At 44.5% G+C, this 17,509-nt stretch carries 18 protein-coding genes and 1 tRNA gene; 13 read left to right on the top strand and 6 right to left on the bottom strand.

The features are described from left to right. Positions 1-40 precede the first annotated feature (40 nt). The 11 genes from V202x_RS20835 to V202x_RS20785 all read left to right on the top strand — a co-directional run bounded on the left by V202x_RS20835 (position 41) and on the right by V202x_RS20785 (position 12,260). Complete coding sequence (locus tag V202x_RS20835; RefSeq protein WP_145178785.1) at positions 41-1,204, top strand: glycosyltransferase; 1,164 nt, start codon at positions 41-43, stop codon at positions 1,202-1,204. After that, positions 1,194-2,459, top strand: a complete 1,266-nt coding sequence (locus V202x_RS20830) for a GNAT family N-acetyltransferase (RefSeq protein WP_145178784.1) — start codon at positions 1,194-1,196, stop codon at positions 2,457-2,459. The genes V202x_RS20835 and V202x_RS20830 overlap by 11 nt, the downstream gene beginning before the upstream one ends. A gap of 51 nt (positions 2,460-2,510) precedes the next feature. After that, a complete protein-coding gene (locus tag V202x_RS20825; RefSeq protein ID WP_145178783.1) occupies positions 2,511-3,755 on the top strand; it encodes a glycosyltransferase in 1,245 nt (414 codons plus the stop codon). 17 nt (positions 3,756-3,772) lie between these two features. Continuing rightward, positions 3,773-4,477, top strand: a complete 705-nt coding sequence (locus tag V202x_RS20820; RefSeq protein WP_145178782.1) for a polysaccharide deacetylase family protein — start codon at positions 3,773-3,775, stop codon at positions 4,475-4,477. A gap of 27 nt (positions 4,478-4,504) precedes the next feature. Next, positions 4,505-5,914, top strand: coding sequence for a glycosyltransferase family 4 protein (locus tag V202x_RS20815; RefSeq protein ID WP_145178781.1), 1,410 nt, complete (start codon positions 4,505-4,507; stop codon positions 5,912-5,914). 58 nt (positions 5,915-5,972) lie between these two features. Then, positions 5,973-6,563: a serine O-acetyltransferase gene (locus tag V202x_RS20810; RefSeq protein WP_145178780.1), complete on the top strand. Its 591-nt coding sequence runs from the start codon at positions 5,973-5,975 to the stop codon at positions 6,561-6,563. After that, positions 6,560-7,843, top strand: coding sequence for a glycosyltransferase family 2 protein (locus V202x_RS20805; protein ID WP_145178779.1), 1,284 nt, complete (start codon positions 6,560-6,562; stop codon positions 7,841-7,843). Before V202x_RS20810 ends, V202x_RS20805 begins: the two co-directional genes overlap by 4 nt. Before the next feature lie 99 nt (positions 7,844-7,942). Then, complete coding sequence (locus V202x_RS20800) at positions 7,943-9,043, top strand: hypothetical protein (RefSeq protein WP_232098606.1); 1,101 nt, start codon at positions 7,943-7,945, stop codon at positions 9,041-9,043. 446 nt (positions 9,044-9,489) lie between these two features. Next, positions 9,490-10,491 (top strand): glycosyltransferase, encoded by a 1,002-nt coding sequence (locus V202x_RS20795; RefSeq protein ID WP_145178777.1) that lies wholly within the window; start codon positions 9,490-9,492, stop codon positions 10,489-10,491. A gap of 783 nt (positions 10,492-11,274) precedes the next feature. Further along, complete coding sequence (locus tag V202x_RS20790) at positions 11,275-12,060, top strand: sensor histidine kinase (protein WP_145178776.1); 786 nt, start codon at positions 11,275-11,277, stop codon at positions 12,058-12,060. 115 nt (positions 12,061-12,175) lie between these two features. Further along, a tRNA-Leu gene (locus V202x_RS20785) sits at positions 12,176-12,260 on the top strand. 131 nt (positions 12,261-12,391) lie between these two features. Here the strand turns inward: V202x_RS20785 and V202x_RS20780 are convergent. The 6 genes from V202x_RS20780 to V202x_RS20755 all read right to left on the bottom strand — a co-directional run bounded on the left by V202x_RS20780 (position 12,392) and on the right by V202x_RS20755 (position 16,396). Continuing rightward, positions 12,392-13,645, bottom strand: coding sequence for a tyrosine-type recombinase/integrase (locus V202x_RS20780; RefSeq protein ID WP_145178775.1), 1,254 nt, complete (start codon positions 13,643-13,645; stop codon positions 12,392-12,394). Between the two features lie 68 nt (positions 13,646-13,713). Continuing rightward, entirely contained in the window at positions 13,714-13,986 is a 273-nt protein-coding gene (locus V202x_RS20775; protein WP_197993007.1) for a helix-turn-helix domain-containing protein, read from the bottom strand. A 91-nt stretch (positions 13,987-14,077) separates the two neighbouring features. Further along, a complete protein-coding gene (locus tag V202x_RS20770; RefSeq protein ID WP_145178774.1) occupies positions 14,078-14,356 on the bottom strand; it encodes a hypothetical protein in 279 nt (92 codons plus the stop codon). 326 nt (positions 14,357-14,682) lie between these two features. After that, a complete protein-coding gene (locus V202x_RS20765) occupies positions 14,683-14,889 on the bottom strand; it encodes a hypothetical protein (RefSeq protein ID WP_145178773.1) in 207 nt (68 codons plus the stop codon). A 215-nt stretch (positions 14,890-15,104) separates the two neighbouring features. After that, positions 15,105-15,527, bottom strand: coding sequence for a hypothetical protein (locus tag V202x_RS27600; protein ID WP_197993006.1), 423 nt, complete (start codon positions 15,525-15,527; stop codon positions 15,105-15,107). Further along, entirely contained in the window at positions 15,521-16,396 is an 876-nt protein-coding gene (locus V202x_RS20755) for a replication-relaxation family protein (RefSeq protein ID WP_145178772.1), read from the bottom strand. The genes V202x_RS27600 and V202x_RS20755 overlap by 7 nt, the downstream gene beginning before the upstream one ends. A gap of 519 nt (positions 16,397-16,915) precedes the next feature. On the opposite strand from V202x_RS20755, the gene V202x_RS20750 reads away from it, so the two are divergent. Further along, positions 16,916-17,152: a hypothetical protein gene (locus V202x_RS20750; RefSeq protein WP_145178771.1), complete on the top strand. Its 237-nt coding sequence runs from the start codon at positions 16,916-16,918 to the stop codon at positions 17,150-17,152. Then, positions 17,149-17,283, top strand: coding sequence for a hypothetical protein (locus V202x_RS28010; protein WP_261343730.1), 135 nt, complete (start codon positions 17,149-17,151; stop codon positions 17,281-17,283). Before V202x_RS20750 ends, V202x_RS28010 begins: the two co-directional genes overlap by 4 nt. The last annotated feature ends 226 nt before the right edge of the window (positions 17,284-17,509 follow it).

Raw genomic sequence — 17,509 nt, 5'->3', positions numbered from 1 at the left:
AAATTGAACAAATAGAAAAGAGTTTTTTGGATTAGTTGATATGAGCACAATCGAAGCGACTGACATTCGAGGCACTTCCGACCAGATTCTGGCCGGTGGCAGACGATTGCGCATCTGCCACCTGAGCCTTACATTATGCACGGGAGGTTTAGAACGATTGCTGGTTGATTTTGCACGCTATCATAATCCAGACCAATTCGAGTTGGAATTTATTGCATTGGGAGAAACGGGACAGCCTGCAAAAGAGATTCAAAATTGGGGTTGTCCGGTTATTGAATATCCGTTGACGGCCCCTGGTAAACTGGCTCGAATCAATCAACTGGCAAATTTTTTGAAAGTTAGAAATTTCGATCTATTACACACTCATAATGCCTACCCTCATTTCTATGGTAGTCTGGCAGCATATCGGGCAAAGATCCCAGCAATCATTCATACCCGGCACGGAAGACGTTTTGGAAACACCTTGAATGAACGTATCCAATTCGCCATAGCCAGCCGAATTGCAGACCGTGTAGTCCCTGTTTCGGATGATACCGGAAAACGCTGTAAAAAAATTGGCTGGTTACCTGATAGTAAAATCACCCGTATTTGGAACGGAATTGACGTCGATCGCTTCGTTTTCACGGGTCCGACTGATGACTTGACGGCAGTTACCGTTTCACGGTTATCACCTGAAAAGGACCTGCTGACTATGTTGGAGGCAGTCAGAATTGTTGTGAACTCGATTCCCACCTTTCAACTACATATCGTGGGAGATGGACCAGAACGAACTGTGCTGGAACAGAAAACGGCTGCACTTCAGCTCGAATCGAATGTGCAATTCCTGGGCGAACGAAACGACGTGCCTTCCCTACTCAGTCAGTCAGGTTTCTATGTTTCGTCTTCGCTCACAGAAGGAATCTCGCTGACTCTACTGGAAGCGATGTCGGTAGGACTTCCAATTGTAGCAACTTCCGTAGGGGGAAATCCGGAAATTGTTCAGCAACCAGAAACGGGAATACTTGTACCTTCTGCTGATGCTGCAAAATTAGCAGAAGCCGTGCTCCAAATGTGCCACCAAAAAGAATGCTGGCAACAAATGGGTCAAGCAGCCCGAGATCGAGTCGAACAGCACTTTAACATTCAATCCATGATCAAAGAGTACGAAAACCTTTATCTTGAAACTTTAGCTTCATCACTCAAAGTAAGTAACCATGAAAACTAAATTAAATCCAGAACAACAAGACATCGTGAACACCCAGGATGTTGAACCATCTAATAGTCATGAACTATCAGATGGAATCCAGTTTCAATTCCATGCCTTGGATTGCGCACAACTACAACCTATTTCAGAATTGTATCAGACGTGGATGCAACTCTATAAAAATGATATCGACTCGGATCTTTATCAACACCCGGATTACATTATTCCTTTGCTCCCAATCCTTGAGAAAGCACATCCCCAATACCCGGGATACTTGATGCAATGCTATAGGCAAGGAACCCTAATCGCAGCAGGAATTTTACTACCCAAAAATATGAGCACAAAAGTTCTCAAGGGGCTGGGACCTGCCCGTCTGCTTCCAGGCTACTATCTCTCTGGTAACCGATTTCTGGTGCAGCCGGAATTCCAGCAAGACGAAACGCTTTTGAAGTCGCTTCTGGAGTCAGCAACTACGTTTTGTCATCAACAAAAATCAGTATTTCTATTATTGGATGATTTACTCGTAAATGACCCTCTTAACAAAATTGCTCAAGACTCAGAAACTCGTTTTTTAAAGTTTTCACATACCGGTTTTCAAGACCGTAGTTTGATTCATTTTCCAAAGAACCCAATCGATTACTGGAAACAATTTCGTTCAAAATCAAGGGGTAAACAAAGAAGACTCTTACGACAAAACAGTGAGATGACTTTCATCCGCGTAACAGAACCTGACCAGGTAGCAGATTTTCTGGAAGCAGCACATCAGATATCCCTCAATACCTGGCAAACTCAGCGTCTGGGACTCCGCATCAAAAATGATGACATGGAACTCGAAGAACTTGTCTTCCTGGCATCGAACGGTTTTTTACGTTGCTACATGCTAAAGAAAGATGATCAACCTGTCGCATTTAAAATCGGACACCAGCACAAAGGAATCTTCCGTGATGTTGAAGTTGGATTTGATTTGGATTATGCCAGCAAGTCTCCAGGAGAAGCCCTCTTGTTGATGACATTAGATGATCTCATACAACATGATCCCCCTCACACATTTGATTTTGGTGAAGGAGATGCGGAATACAAACAGCGTTATAGTTCCGAAATTACACAAAGTGGATCAGTGCTACTGCTCGCCCCCACGATCAAAAACAAACTCTTATTGTTTTATTTAAAATCATCACGTGTTGTAGATCGTAACATTAGAAAAATATTAAAAGCCACCGGAACTTACACAGCCGTTCGGCAATTACTGCGTTATGGAAAATTAGGAAGCAGATAATCCACCATAAAGAACAGTTCAGTTTCACTACTCACGATCAGCAGGCCTGCTATGAAAATTTTATTCATTTCCAGTGTATTTCCAAATTCGCTGCAACCTGGAAAAGGCACATTTAATTATTCAATGATTCAAGCATTGTCCGAGCTGCATCAAACACATGTTGTCTCTCCGGTATCTTGGATGGATGAGTTTTCACACTACTTCAAAGATAAAACGCGTCTGAACCGTGAATGGCTACCGACAGATATCACTGACTCACTCAGCATAGAGTATCCGCGCTTTTATTATTTACCGAAACTATTCCATCAGTTTTATGGACAATTTCTACATTGGTCGATCAATCGAAGACTTCATGAAACCATTTCACAATTTCAACCTGACATAATCTTGTCATATTGGCTCCATCCAGATGGAGAAGTCGCTGTGAAGGCAGCACGCGAACACGGGATACCCGTTGTTGTAATGACCGGTGGCAGTGACATTTTGCTACTAACCAAAAATCATAGTCGAAAACGTGCGATTAAATCAGTACTGCAACAGGCGGATGGAGTGATCACAGTCAGTAATGATATTAAACAAGCTGTGAAAAACCTGGACATTCACTCAGAAAAAATAAACACAGTCTATCGAGGAGTGGACCAGAATTTATTCACTACTGGTAATCAACAGGAAGCGCGTCAGAGACTGGGACTACCTCATAACAGAAAAATCATAGTCAGTGTTGGGCGTTTGGAACCAGTCAAAGGGCATTCCGTTCTTCTCGATGCCTGCCACAAAATAAGTAAACAGGGCACTCCTTTTACGTGCTATGTTTTAGGAGACGGTTCATTAAAAACCGTATTAAACCAAAAAATAAAACAATATGGATTAGGAGAGTTTTTCCAGTTAACCGGATCACAACAGCAGTCTCGACTGGCTGACTGGTATCGAGCCGCTGACTTCATCGTTTTGCCCAGTCTTTCAGAGGGTATTCCCAATGTACTTCTAGAGGCCATTTCCTGTGGTAGGAGTTTTGTAGCTAGCAATGTGGGTGGCATACCGGAAATAGCAGATCCCCGCTGTGACCAGTTAGTGCCTCCTGACAATCCTGAGAGATTGGCGGAGGCGATCTCTGACATGCTTGATTTTCCTGATCAAAATGAAAAACGAATTTTTAAACCTAATTCCTGGAAAGAATCTGCAATGCAACTCAGTCAAATTCTCTCTGACTGTAGCGTTCAATTTACATCAGGATTAACGATTAAACAGAAATCCAGTTCAGTAGATCAACACAAAAAAAGAAAAATAGAACAGTAAACCTGAAATTCACAATCATGAATCCGATTCGTCAACTCATCAAAAAAACGATTTCAACAGCGATCCCTCAAAAACTGTTTCTGGTTCATGGTGCGCCTCAGCAAAAGGCGAATCGATCTGCGATTAACATCTCTTTTACATTCGATGATGGTCCTCATCCTGAATATACGCCTCGAGTACTTGATCTCCTAAATCAATATCAACAACGAGGTACATTTTTTGTGATTGGTGAAAAGGCCCATCAATATCCAGAACTCATTGAGCGGATCATCAATGAAGGACATGAAATCGGGAATCACACATTCACTCATCAAGAACCTTCCCAGTCATCGACACGTTGCTTTCTGGATGAAATCAAACAAACCGATCAAATACTGAAACAGATCACCGGAAATGAGACAAACCTCGTTCGCCCTCCGAAGGGCAAATTGACTCTCGGAAAAATGCTGGGACTCTGGCTCCAGCGTCGTACTGTTGTCCTCTGGGATACTGACCCACGCGATTATTTAATGTCAGATCTTGCTGAAATGAAGAACTGGTGTCAGCACTATCATCCAGTAGAAGGAAACTTCTGCTTACTACACGACAACCATCCCTATGCAATCGAAGCGGTCAAGCAACTTTCAGAGCATCAAGAGTTCCAAATCCAATCTCATATTGTCAGTCATTGGCTAGCCCCCAAAAGTGATCAAGCCATCTTGACCCAACAAGCGTCTGCCTGATTATACATATTCGAGGAATACTTATTCATGTCCACAATGATTTCGCAATCGATTGAATCACAAGACTCAAGTGCGAATGAGTACGCGAGTAGAAATAGAAAACGCCTGTTATTAATCAGCTATCATTTTCCTCCTGTCGGAGGCGCTGGAGTTCAGCGGCCCGTCAAATTCGTGAAGTATCTACGACGTTTTGGCTGGGATGTGAGTGTATTGATGGCGGCTAACCCTTCAGTTCCCGTATTTGACAACAGTCTACTTGTCGACATTCCTGAAGACACACTCCTGGAACGAGCCCGAACATGGGAACCAGATTATGCCCTTAAAAAGAATGTGGCAGCTCAAAAATCAAGCGGACAGCGAACCGGCTTGCTGACGCCCGTTAAATCAGCCTGCCGCAAAGCGATTAAAGCGGGTGCTGGATTACTCCTACAGCCAGATGCACAAATCTTATGGTACCCTAATGCGTTAAAAGCAGGAAAAAAACTACTGAGGAGTTTGCCTCATGATGCGATTATGGCCACTGCCCCTCCCTACTCGAACTTAATCCTCGCCAAAAAACTAAAACAAATCTTTCAAATCCCCTTCATTGCTGACTTTCGAGATGAATGGGATCTAAGTAGTAAATATCTGGAAAATCATCAACAAGATCGCATTTCAAATCTAATTCAAACGCACTTACAAAAATCGGTTATGAAAGCCTCTGATGCCATTGTTGCCACAACCCAGGCCAGTACAGAACGTCTTTTGAGCCGCGCACATCAGTTTGGAACAGATGCGATTGGAAAATGCATTTATAACGGATTCGATCAGGACGATTTCGACCTTCTGGAAGAATTGGATCTACCCCAGAGATCTTCGGATACACCAAAACGATTTCGTATCATTTATACGGGGACACTTTGGAATTTGACCACTGTGGAACCTTTGGTCAAAGCCGTTGAATCAATTCATCAAGTGAACCCCGAACTTCTAAACAAGCTGGAATTCCAGTTTATCGGCAGAAAAACTCCAGAACAATTGACGCTACTCGAACGAATTCATCAAACAGACTGTACTCTGGTCACTGAAGAATATTGTGCTCATCAAGAAGCATTGAAAAAAATGGGAACAGCAGATGCACTCTGTTTGTTACTAAGCGATGTTGAAGGAGCAAATCGTGTTGCACCGGCAAAATTATTTGAGTACCTAGCTACCAAGCGTGAAATCTTATCAATCACACCGGCTGGTGAGACAGCTCATATTTTAAACGGATTCTGGCCAGCAGGAAATTTCAGAGCCGATGATACTGAGGAAATCGCACTTTGGTTAACAGAACGTCTAAATAGTCAGACCGCTTCTTCGATCTCGAACCCTGAAAAGATCGACCAATTTAACAGGGAGTCTCAGGCGGGGGAATTGGCAGAGTTACTGGGTGAGCTCGTTCAGAATCACACCTAATTTCCTGATCAGATAGCATGAAGTCAGGTCAATCTGTGAACAGTAAAGTGAGAATCATATGAAATTCTGGGAAGATCTCAAAGCAAAATCAGAGTGGTGTTATGGAAATGTTTCCATGCGCACTGTTCTGAAAACGTGCCTCACCGATGGCACGATGGCTATGCTCTGGTATCGCCTGATGCAGTGGGCCAGTCATTGGAAACTATTTCCTTTAGCTATGATTTTCAATAAATGTAACGCTATTTTCTGCCAATGCATTATCGGACGGGGTGCAGAATTTGGGCATCGTCTTGTCATTATTCACAGCCAGGGAATTGTGATTAATAGCTCAGTCACTGCCGGGGATGACATCAAACTGGAACATCAGGTGACGATTGGAGCAGAGCATAATGTTTCTCCAACTCTCGGTTCAGATATTTTTATCGGTGCCGGTGCAAAGATTATCGGCCCGGTTAATGTTGGATCGAACTCAAAAATTGGAGCCAATGCCGTCGTTGTCAAAAACGTGGCACCACATACTACGGTTGGAGGAATTCCAGCTCGGGTCCTGAAAGTTCACTCTGAGAACCTACGAATCAAGCAGGAAAACGACATACGATCAGAGGAAGATCCTACACATACTCAGTATCAGAAAGGATCGGTACTATGATGATCTTCTTTATGGAATTCCTGTTTTGGACATCCCTCTCTCTCATCGTGTATTCTTATGTAGGCTATCCGTTGATCGTCTGGTTTTTATCTCGTCGACGAAGACAAAATAATCTCAATCAGTCCATTGAAGAGAAAAAAACAATCGATGCGAATTCCCTGCCATCTGTAACGGTAATAATTGCCGCTTATCGTGAAGAATCTGTTATTTTGGAGCGGCTTAATAATCTGGCGAAAATTGATTATCCTAGCGACAAATTTGAAGTCTTGATTGGCTGTGATGGCAACTTAGACCTGACGGGGGAACTTGTCAGTACGTATGATGATGACCGCATCCGGCTGATCCAGTTTGAAAAACGCCGTGGCAAAGCATCAGTTCTCAATGATTGTGTTCCTGAAGCAAAAGGAGAAATTATTGTCTTTTCCGATGCAAACACAAAAATGGACCCACAATGTATTAAACAGCTGGTGAAACATTTTCAGGATGAGGACACGGGATGCGTCTGCGGTCAACTCATCCTGGAAGATGCAGTCGCGGGTAATAATGTCGATGGAATCTACTGGAAATATGAGAACTTCCTGAAACAGTGCGAAACCCAACTTGGTGCTGTTTTGGGAGTGAATGGTGCCCTGTACGCACTCCGAAAAGAACTCTATAGGCCAATCCCACCAGAATTAATCAATGATGACTTTCTCATTGGAATGCGGGTCCATCTGGCTGGCCAACGTGTCATTTATGAGAAATCAGCCTTTGCAACTGAAGAAACCGCACCTTCGGTTCAGGCAGAATTTCAACGTCGAGTCAGAATCGGCACGGGAGGTTTTCAATGCTTGAAACACCTCAAAGGGCTCCTGCATCCGAGATATGGATACGTTGCTTTTGCTTTTTGGTCGCATAAAGTGCTGCGTTGGTTTTGTCCGGTCTTTATGCTGATCGCTTTGCTCACCAACATTTATTTATTCAATTATGAATTCTATCAGTCGACTTTGATTTTACAGGAGCTATTTTATCTATCAGCACTGATCGGTATCCATTTTGTGATTCGCGGGCGGCATTCTAAAATTTTTCGAATTCCGGGTATGTTCGTACAAATGAATTTTGCTCTGGCAATCGGCCTGTTTCGTTGCCTCTTCATACGGCAAAACGGCACATGGGAGCGAACTGAGCGAGAGCAATCCACACCATTACCAATTGAAGAATTAAATCAGAGAGAAGCAGGCCTTGATCCCATTGAGACCGAATCTTCTCATACAGCCTTAATTCAAACTACGAAAAGCTGATCCGATATGTCATCACTTCTGTTATCCGTTATTACAATTTGCTTACTCATATTCGTAAGTAGTGTTTGTGTTTTTTTTCTCATTATTCGCTCGCGCAATATGCAATATTGGCTTCCCAGTTATTATCGGCTGAAAAGAAGAAAAGAGTCAGTAACTTTTACTTCAGAAGAGCCACGACATATTTTCATCGCTGTCTGTGATCATTTCGAACCGGAATGGGGAAATCCTGTTAAATCTGAAGCATTGGCCCGCGTTGATCGCTGGTGCCAGGAATACCCTGCCCGCTTTTCGAAATTCAGCGATTCTCGCGGCCAGGTACCGCAGCATACTTTTTTCTTTCCACAAGATCAGTACTCTCCTGAATATTTAGATCGTCTAGCTGAACTCTGCAAACAAGGCTATGGTGATGTTGATGTGCATTTACACCATGATCAGGATACAGCGGAAGGTCTCCGTCAAAAGATGAACGAGTTCCGAGAGACTCTTTATCACCGACATGGACTCTTAAGAAAAGATCCACTGACAGGAGAGATCGTTTATGGATTCATCCATGGGAACTGGGCTTTGTGCAACTCCCGCCCAGATGGGCGATGGTGTGGTGTTGATAACGAGATTGAAATCCTACTGGAAACAGGTTGTTATGCCGACCTGACAATGCCCTCTGCCCCCAGTGATACTCAGACTCAAATTATCAACAGTATTTATTACGCAAAACACCGACCAAACGAACGAAAATCTCATGATCAGGGTACTCTGGCTCGTGTAGGCAAATCACCCGAAGATAACAGCCTGCTAATGATTCAAGGTCCCTTATGCCTTGACTGGAATCAACGCAAATGGGGTTGTTTACCACGCATTGAAAATTCCGATCTTCACGGTGGTCGTCCTGCCTCACTGAAACGATTTCAACACTGGCTTTCAGCCGACGTACACGTCGCTGGTCGTCCTGATTGGACATTCATCAAACTTCATACCCATGGTGCCAAACCGGGGAATATTGATACGTTGCTCGGACCGGAAACGGAGGCGTTCCACTCTGCATTACACCAAGAGGCAGCACATCACCCGGAATGGAAATATTACTATGTCACTGCCTGGGAAATGGCTGCACTCATCCATCAGGCAGAACAAGGAATCTCTGTTCCAGATTTCGAATCGATCCTTACTGATACATTTCGAGAGTCCAAAGTGCTAACCTAAGACAAATACAAACTGTCCTCGAACATTAATCGAGAACACCACAAACCATTTGTCCACACCTTGCTATTAAAGATCATTTAATCCAGTTAGGCTATAAAGACTGCATTCAAGACTATTTTGCTGACAATCGCTAAGTCGACCTCCAATCAACTCAGATTCGCATTGACCAATTTTTTGAGATTTGTCAAGATCACGATGAAGGAGTGAAGCACACTATTTTCTCCATCATTTTCCAATTACTTATATCTGGGCAGCTTTAAATGATTTTCTGTCCTAGTACTGGTTCCTTTCTCTGTTGTCTGTATCGAGATCTGTCAATACTTCAATGAATCCACTTTCACCTCTCAATCGCTGAAAAACAGCGTACAACTACTGATGAAGACGCAGTTAGTAGTAATTCAACAGGATTGAATTCAGGCTCATCATCGTTTCAAGGAGGAAACAAAATGAGTGTCACATTAGTGCATACCGGCATATCACATACTCGTACTGAGTATTGTATTTGGGAGGCACTGAATCAGGCTTGGCCCAAGGCATCGACTATCGCCCGATTTGGCACCGGTTTCTCTTCTGAACAATCGCCTGATTTCACACAGTCAAACTTAATCATCAGTACGAGCCTGGAAGCTGCTGCATCTGTTCAATGCAATGCAGACCAATTACATCTGTGCTATCTGGAACCACGTTCCAGCAACCAGTCTCCTATCAATCAGCAATTGGTAAACTCTTTAACCGAAGTCGAATTTGTTGTTCCAACCAAGACAATTCAGAACTTGAATCGTGATCGATTTACTTCATTCGTAAAACCTCCAGTCGATACCGATTTTTTTTGCTCCGGCTCTGAAAAACGAAGCTCATTCTATCTCCTGATTGTAGATGGAGAATGGTCTGCAGAAGATCAGCTGGCAGTAGATGCCTGCAAAGAATTAAAGCTGAGCTTATCGATTATTGGCATTGCTGAAGAGCAGTTGCCTGCGAACTTACAAAAAGAACCACATGTTGAAATTATCGGCCCTGTCGACGACCAGATGCTACGAGAACAATATCGACTCTGCTCAGGAGTAATCTGTCCACGCGATGTTGACTTCGACCTTTCTGCCATTGAAGCACAAAGCTGTGGTACACCCGTCGTCATTTATGCCAACTGTGAGGCAGCCAAATCTGTTGTCTGCTTTGAACAACATGGATTGGGTAGTGGAATCTACTTTGAAGAGAAAAGTGTATTATCAATTGTCTCTGCCCTACAGGAATTAGAGCTACGCCCTCAACGTTGTCAGGCGGTGATCGGTTGGTGTTGTGCCGCGCAATACTCTTATCAGCAATTCCAGATTTCTTTTAATAAAGCAATTACAAAAGAAATCACCTACCGACTCAAGACGGTAAAGCAGCCAGTTCAAGTACAAGATCAGCAGGACGAAGGACCTCCAGAACAACGATCCGCTGCCTGAAGTCGTTACTTTAATGTTTTCTGATATTTGAGCCCAGTTGTTTTTACAGCGATACTCATCGTGTGCTTCAACCTATCAGTAAATGCAACCACTTCACCTGCTTTACCATCACTATTCTGATCTGAGAAGTCCAGAACAGGATCACTACCAGATCGACAATATCCTTCATGTGTAAAATGCGTTTTGCTCTCAATCGCTCAAGCCCGCTCACATTCATCTAAATCAATGGCCGCAGGTGTGATAATTTAGACATTTTACACAAAGAGTTCTATTTGGCCTGTGAATCGAATGAATAAGAAAAACCATTCCGCTGATTCGTTTTTTGCGCCTGCAATAGCAATAGTCTTTCAGAAAAAGTTAACAGTAAAAGTAAAATAACCTCAAACGCTTGCGCATTAGAAATCCTCTCAAACTCACTTATAGATAGAGAGTTACAATCAGTTAAGCATGCACTGATATAAATAGAAAAAGTGAAACTGATTGAAATGCATAGCGAGTTGCAAAAGCTTAATTGCATTATGAAAGCAACTTGACATCACCAACAAGATCCTATTTATCCTATTTTTACAATTCTCTCTATTCAACATAAGTAGATCGCGCTTACTAATTATCATGATGCAATCATTCCGACTTATGGCACACTCTGGATTCCAGAATAGAAGAGGCCGATATCTAAATAACAGTGAGTGAAAGCACTTGTCATATTTGCTTAAAGAGACGAGCCATCTTGGGCTACGACTTAAAAAAGTAATTTGATTGTCATACAAGGATGTGGGCACGTTTATGTCAAACCAAACAATCGAATCGATGGAAAAACGAATTCAAGAGTTGGAAACACAAGTTGAAGACTATCAAAAACAATTAATTCACGCCCAAAAAATGAGTTCTGTGGGCGCACTAGCATCTTCAATTACTCATGAGTTCAATAATATTCTCACCACTGTCATCAACTATGCAAAATTAGGACTACGACACAAAGAAGAAGAGCGCCGAGAAAAAGCCTTCACTAAAATACTATCTGCAGGTCAACGTGCTGCCAAAATTACAACTGGCATGCTTTCTTACGCTCGTGGAAGTGAAAGTCGCCAGGAACCGGCTGATCTCCTCCTGCTGGTAAAAAGTGTCATTGCGCTAGTTGAAAAAGACCTTCAGATGAATCGAGTCAATTTGCATACACATTTTGAAGCGAATCCGGAAGTCGTATTAAATCCGAACCAGATTCAACAGGTCCTTGTCAACTTAATCGTGAATGCACGACAAGCAATGCCTTCTGGTGGTAGACTTGATTTAGCTGTTCGACTTAATGAAGAATCCAATATGGCAGAAGTCATTGTCCGTGACAGCGGAGACGGGATTGCTTCCGAACAATTGCATCAGATTTTCAATCAGTTTTATACGACAAAAGAAGCTGATGAAAACGGTCAGGGTGGAACTGGACTGGGACTCTCACTAGCGAAAGAAGTGATGGAAGCACACAATGGCAGAATCCGAGTGGAAAGTGCTGTTGGAAAAGGGACTGCATTTACTTTGAAATTTCCACTCTCTCCCGCTGCAATTGAAGCCGCTTAGTCTCATTTAAGTCAATCTCTAGTATAAATACAGTAGAGGTGACGCGCATTGAAAGATTTTTCCGTGTTTCCATTGAATTCCATAAAGCGTTAGACTATATACTTTTATTCCACAAGCCGGAGTGGCGGAATCGGCAGACGCGCTGGATTCAAAATCCAGTGGGGGTAAACCCCGTGTGGGTTCGAGTCCCACCTCCGGTACTATATTATGAAAGGACTTACGTTAATTGGGCGTGAGTCCTTTTTTGATGCGCAGCAATTCACCGCGGACAAATCGCGGACACAATTGCATTGATATTAAGATTACGTTGGAAATACTGTTCCAACATTGCTCATCCAAACACATTTGTAATCGCGGCCCTCTTCACATCTGGAAAGAGATGAAGATAACGACGACGCATCTCTTCGGTAGTGTGGCCCACAAATTCGTCGATAAGTCGCTGATCGACGGAATGTGATGCAAGGTTGCTGATGAAGGAATGTCGTAGACAATGCCAGCCTCGAATAACATCCCATTTACTGTCTTTAAGAACGCCCTTGAAGTGGTAGTGAGCATCGTCACGTGAAAGCGATCGGCCTGAACCAGATCGTTGTTGGCCTGTTGAATCCTCGATGACAAACATTTGTTGTCCTCCTGGATGCTCACTTTTCCATTGATTGAGTGTTTCTTTCAATAATCCAGACATCGGGACTCTGCGTGTTGATTCTTGTCCACGACGACGCTTTTTCTCACGTATGATTAACACATCACCACGAAGGTCGGATAGTTGCGATCGCATGAGTTCACTACGCCGTGCACCAGTGTGAGCTGCCGCGACAACCATTGGATAAAGAAAAGTGCGGGATGATTTCTTACGCACATGTTGAATCAATTCATCAATCTCATCTGTTCCCAGATACAGGCACTCCCAGAGATCGTCTTGCTGTTCCTGAGTCAGATTATCCTGATTAATCTGCAATGTGATTTCATCATAAGTCTGAAAGACGGGTCGTTCGGTCGATTTTGGAAGGTGCACGTCTCGGATTTCAGGCAATTCAGATGTGAGTTTGCCACGTTTCTTCCCCCACAGCCAAACACGTCGCAAAGTAACAAGCTCTTTCTTGATTGTGCTCGCGCTGACTTTTCTGTTCCGGCGACCTTTGTCCTTACGCCGTTTTTGACAGTAAGAATCAAGCATATTTAAATCGATGTTGTCAGTGATTGTTTCGCTCCCTAAAACACGCAATAGGTTATTTTGATGCGTCTTCATTTGTGAGATCGTTGATAACTCCAAAGAATTGTCTGGCAAAGAAGTAAAAAAAGATTCGAAAAGATCATGTAGAGAAAGTTGAATTTCAGAAATGGAATCGCTACTACTGACATGGGGAGTTGTGAGTTTTCCATCAGAGAGCAAGAACGTCGGTATATCGGCATCAGCTGGCAAAAAAATCCGGCCACTCTTGACGTCTCGAACCGTCTGTTCAAGATTCGCCAGTAATCGATTGGCTTCCTTCTCGTCATCGGTATGTAGAGACCGCGTATACTTCTTGCCGCCGAATCGAAACACGACGTTGAAATAGCCAGTGCGGTTCTCAAGTGAAGCCATGAGAGGTAAACTCACTTTGCAGGAAAAACATTGTGAAGTCCAGATTTGTCGTATTGATGGTATAGCTTTCAATTTCGAGGAAGGAGAGGTCTTGGACCATGATTCAGAATGCGTTGGACTTCCTCATAACTAACGCGCCATTCATGTTTCCGTCCATGGGATTCCTTTTCTGCTGTGACCCGACCGAGGCGGCACCATTCGCGGACTGTAAATTCGGCACGGCCTGTGAGTTCAGATAGTTCCGCTGTGCTATACCATTCCTTCTGAGTCTTTTGTTGGATCAGTTCAGAGAGAAGCGTTTCGATCTTTTCAAGTCGGTTCTCAATATCCGGCATATTCATCTTCACACCTTTCAAGTTTTGTAAACTGAAGAAAAACAGGGGACGGTGATCGAAGTTTCAATCACCGTCCGAAAACGAATCTGTTCGAGTGTTAGTCCAGAATCATTTCCACTTCAGCCCGTTCGACGTAACCTTGGGCCAGTTGCAGAGCGCGAACTGCTTGCGGCAATTCCGCCAGGTTAAAGGACGAGGTGTATTTCACATCATCCCCATCCTTGTAACGTTTCTGCACATTGACGCTCCGAATAGTGATCGGGCCTTCGTCGGTTTCGATTTCGTGAGCGAAGACCGAAGCCGATACAAAACCGATCCGAAAGACTTTTTCTGGTTTCTTGACGCCCTCAGATTTCTTACTGCTGTTCTTAGCCATGGGAATAACCTTTCTGTGTAAGGAACAGTTGTGGAATGCTTCTCGGAATGAGACTGCAATCCGTCAGATTCGTGTTCCTGTCTGCACTGGTAAAAACAAATCGTGCAGACAGAGAACGACAATGCCACGAGTCCGCAAACTGCGCAAGGTAATCGTGACATTTTCCAAAAGAAGGCCTGGAGGTTCCGAGAAAGGGAATCCAGAACAGAAAGGGATTCAATGAATGAATCGTTAAAACGGCCAGTGATCACTGATTGGTCAGCCGCAAAGGACAGACTCCATCTGCTTTCGCCTGGCGTCCCTCAAAAGAGGGGAGTGAGCGTTGATTATTTGTCGGAGACCTTTAACCCATTACCAACTGATTCTTGAGTTTCTTTACGACTCTGAACCTTGATTGCTTTCTGCAGGCAACTCCAGCACATGGCGGCTTTGCCAATGAAAGCGTCATGGAAATCGGCGGTCACGCACTCTTTGGTGTTCTCACACCACGTGCAGGTTTCTGACGTGTGATGTTCCGAAATATTGACGTTCATGGTTCGGACCTTTCCCGAAAAAATGTTTAGATTCAGATTGAAAAGATTGAGAGCAGTACAGGAAAGGTCTGCCTGTCTCGGAAATTATCCCATTTCAGCCAGTGATTGCTGATTGGTCAGCCTCGAAGGGGGGACTCGATCAGTTACGCCTGGCCTCGCTTCCCAAACGGGAAGGGTTGAAACGGGTGATCAGGGTCACCCGTTTCAACTATTATTTACTTTTCCTCCTTCTGACCGTTGGCTTCGGTATTGAGAATGAATTCCCAGGCCTGCTTGGTGAGCAAACTGACTATCGGGAGATCATCGCGACCGAAGCTATTGGTTGATTTCCAGTCATCGTCCTGCTTGTAAGAGCGCTGGAGCGTGACCTTAAAGAAGGTCGATTTTCCATCTTCGGAACTGTTTTCAAAGACAGAAGCAGTGATGCCGCGCAGTCGGAACGACTTTACGGGCTTGTTGGAATCAGTCTGATCTGACATAGTAAAAGGGGGAACAAAACTAAATGAAGACAACTCTACCATGGAAGTAGCGTTGTCACAAAACTCCACACGCTGTTGCTGTGACTTCATCTGTCCCTGAACAGAGTCGTCAGATACAACAGTGATTTGGTGTGGCTGCTTAATAACTGGTGTTAACATGGGATCTCTTTTTGTGTTTCAATGGGTTTGACGAGCGCTGCCCGTTCACCTTGGTAATTGAGTGTGATAGGCCCGTATAAAAACGATTCGGGTGTCAATTCATGTTGGTCAATGCAGAGCCATAAATCGGGGCGTGGCCTGGTCCTGATTCGCTCTGCCGTCGTTTGAGAGCGGTACGCTGTAGTCGTGATGAAGAGAATGGTGAAGGTATCCAGCGTGGTTTCCGGAAAATGTTTGCGATGCAGCTTTCTGTTTGCCAGTTCTGCGTACCCTTTGGTTTTACGGGCCGCAATTTGTTTGGGCGAACTGGTCCCCAAATCCTGCTCCAGATAAAAGACTTTTTTGTGCCCCCGCAAAGACATCACAAACCCGGCATCCGGAGAACAGGAGAGTGGGGGATTCTCGCTCAATTTGGTTTGCAAATAGAACTGTTCTTTTTCATGGGCGGATTTGTTAACCGTTTCCCACTCGTTGATCCAACGCTCAAGTCCTACCTCTGACTGCGAGGCGATTGCCTGCTCGATCGTCCAGCGCGTTTCATTGAGGGCCACCCAATGATTCAATCGGTCGACACGGGGTTGGCGGGTTGGTAAACCCAGATAGGTCCCATCATTGAAATGATCAGCCAGGACTTCCGTACCATTTTTTGTCAGGTAATAAACGGGGGCAGCGCCATTCTTACCTGGTAAAGCGACCGGAATACGATGTTTTCTGATCAATTCGGCCAAGCTCATTTTCAGCAATCGTCTGCGCACAGAACGCCCAGAACTGATCGGAGCCGCTGAGAACCGCTGAATCTGTTCCCGAGTCAGCACATAATACTGAGCCAGTACTTCCAGTATTTGAAGATCGGTGTCTGTTATGACCATCGTCAACTCCAGGGATCGTCCGGCATGTGCCGGTTTGTGTCCGCGATGAACGAAAAATGAGTTTCTATGTTCTCATCCGCGAGACAGATCGTTTTTTTAGTTATCTGGTATTCGCCAGTCTGTTTCTGTGAAGAGAATCTTCATACAGAAAAAAGTACCGAGCGAAACTCCGAAAAGGGGAGTGCTCGGTAAAACGATCCCGAAGGACAAAAATTACAACCAGGCAAAATCTCTTCACAGCCGGATGGCCGGAACGGAGAAACTGTCAACTGGAGGCAACCTCGAAAGGTCGATAATCTATTTGTATCCAGCTGACAGAAATTGTCAAGAACATTTTGAAAGACCTGACAGGATTTTTCGAATTGCCAGCAGTTCCATTCTAAAGAAATTCGGGAGGTTCCCAGCGACAAGAGGGAGGAGCCGTTTAGACTCGGAAAGCCGACAGGCGCGCCGAGATCGCACCCGGCGATCAGCATGAAAATCAGTAAACACTCAACCCTGCCGTGAATCGACACTCAAATGTTTCGTCGTGCGATGGGTCGCCAGGGTGCGAACCCTGGCATTATAGACGGAATCGTGGTGTGGAACGACCGACCATGGGTGGGCTACGCCAGTGCGAGAAAACGAGCACTGGCATCCACCTCCTACGCATCTATAATGCCAGGGTTTGATGAGGTACGAAATCATAACCCTGGCGACCCCGAAACGGCTGGGTGGGAATGTGTTAGAACACCAGCAGGGTGTCCGGCGCAATGACCCGCCCCGGATACACTCCCGGACCGGCGTTCGCCGGTCGGTGCCTGCGGCAGCAGAAACGATTATGCCGAGCGAAAATTCGACCAGTCCGACCGGGACCTGCGGCTTGTGAAATGGTCACACAGAATTGATGGAATGAACAGCCAGCGAACAGACGAAAATTCATCATGAATTTTCTGAGCTATCAACAGACCCTCTCACCACCGGTCAGCCAGGCCCGATCTGCGGCGGCGGATTCAGTTGTTTTCAGAGAGGTTTTTCAACACAGAAAAATGGTCAAGAAACAAAGCGTTTTAACAGCATGCGCCTTGTGGCTGACCTGCCTCCCCCGCCTGACTGTTAAATCGTGACGAAATC

This window comes from Gimesia aquarii, assembly GCF_007748175.1.
Classification (GTDB): Bacteria; Planctomycetota; Planctomycetia; order Planctomycetales; family Planctomycetaceae; genus Gimesia; species Gimesia aquarii_A.
The sequence above is the reverse complement of the archived record's forward strand: the minus strand, read 5'-3'. Positions and strand labels throughout refer to the sequence as shown.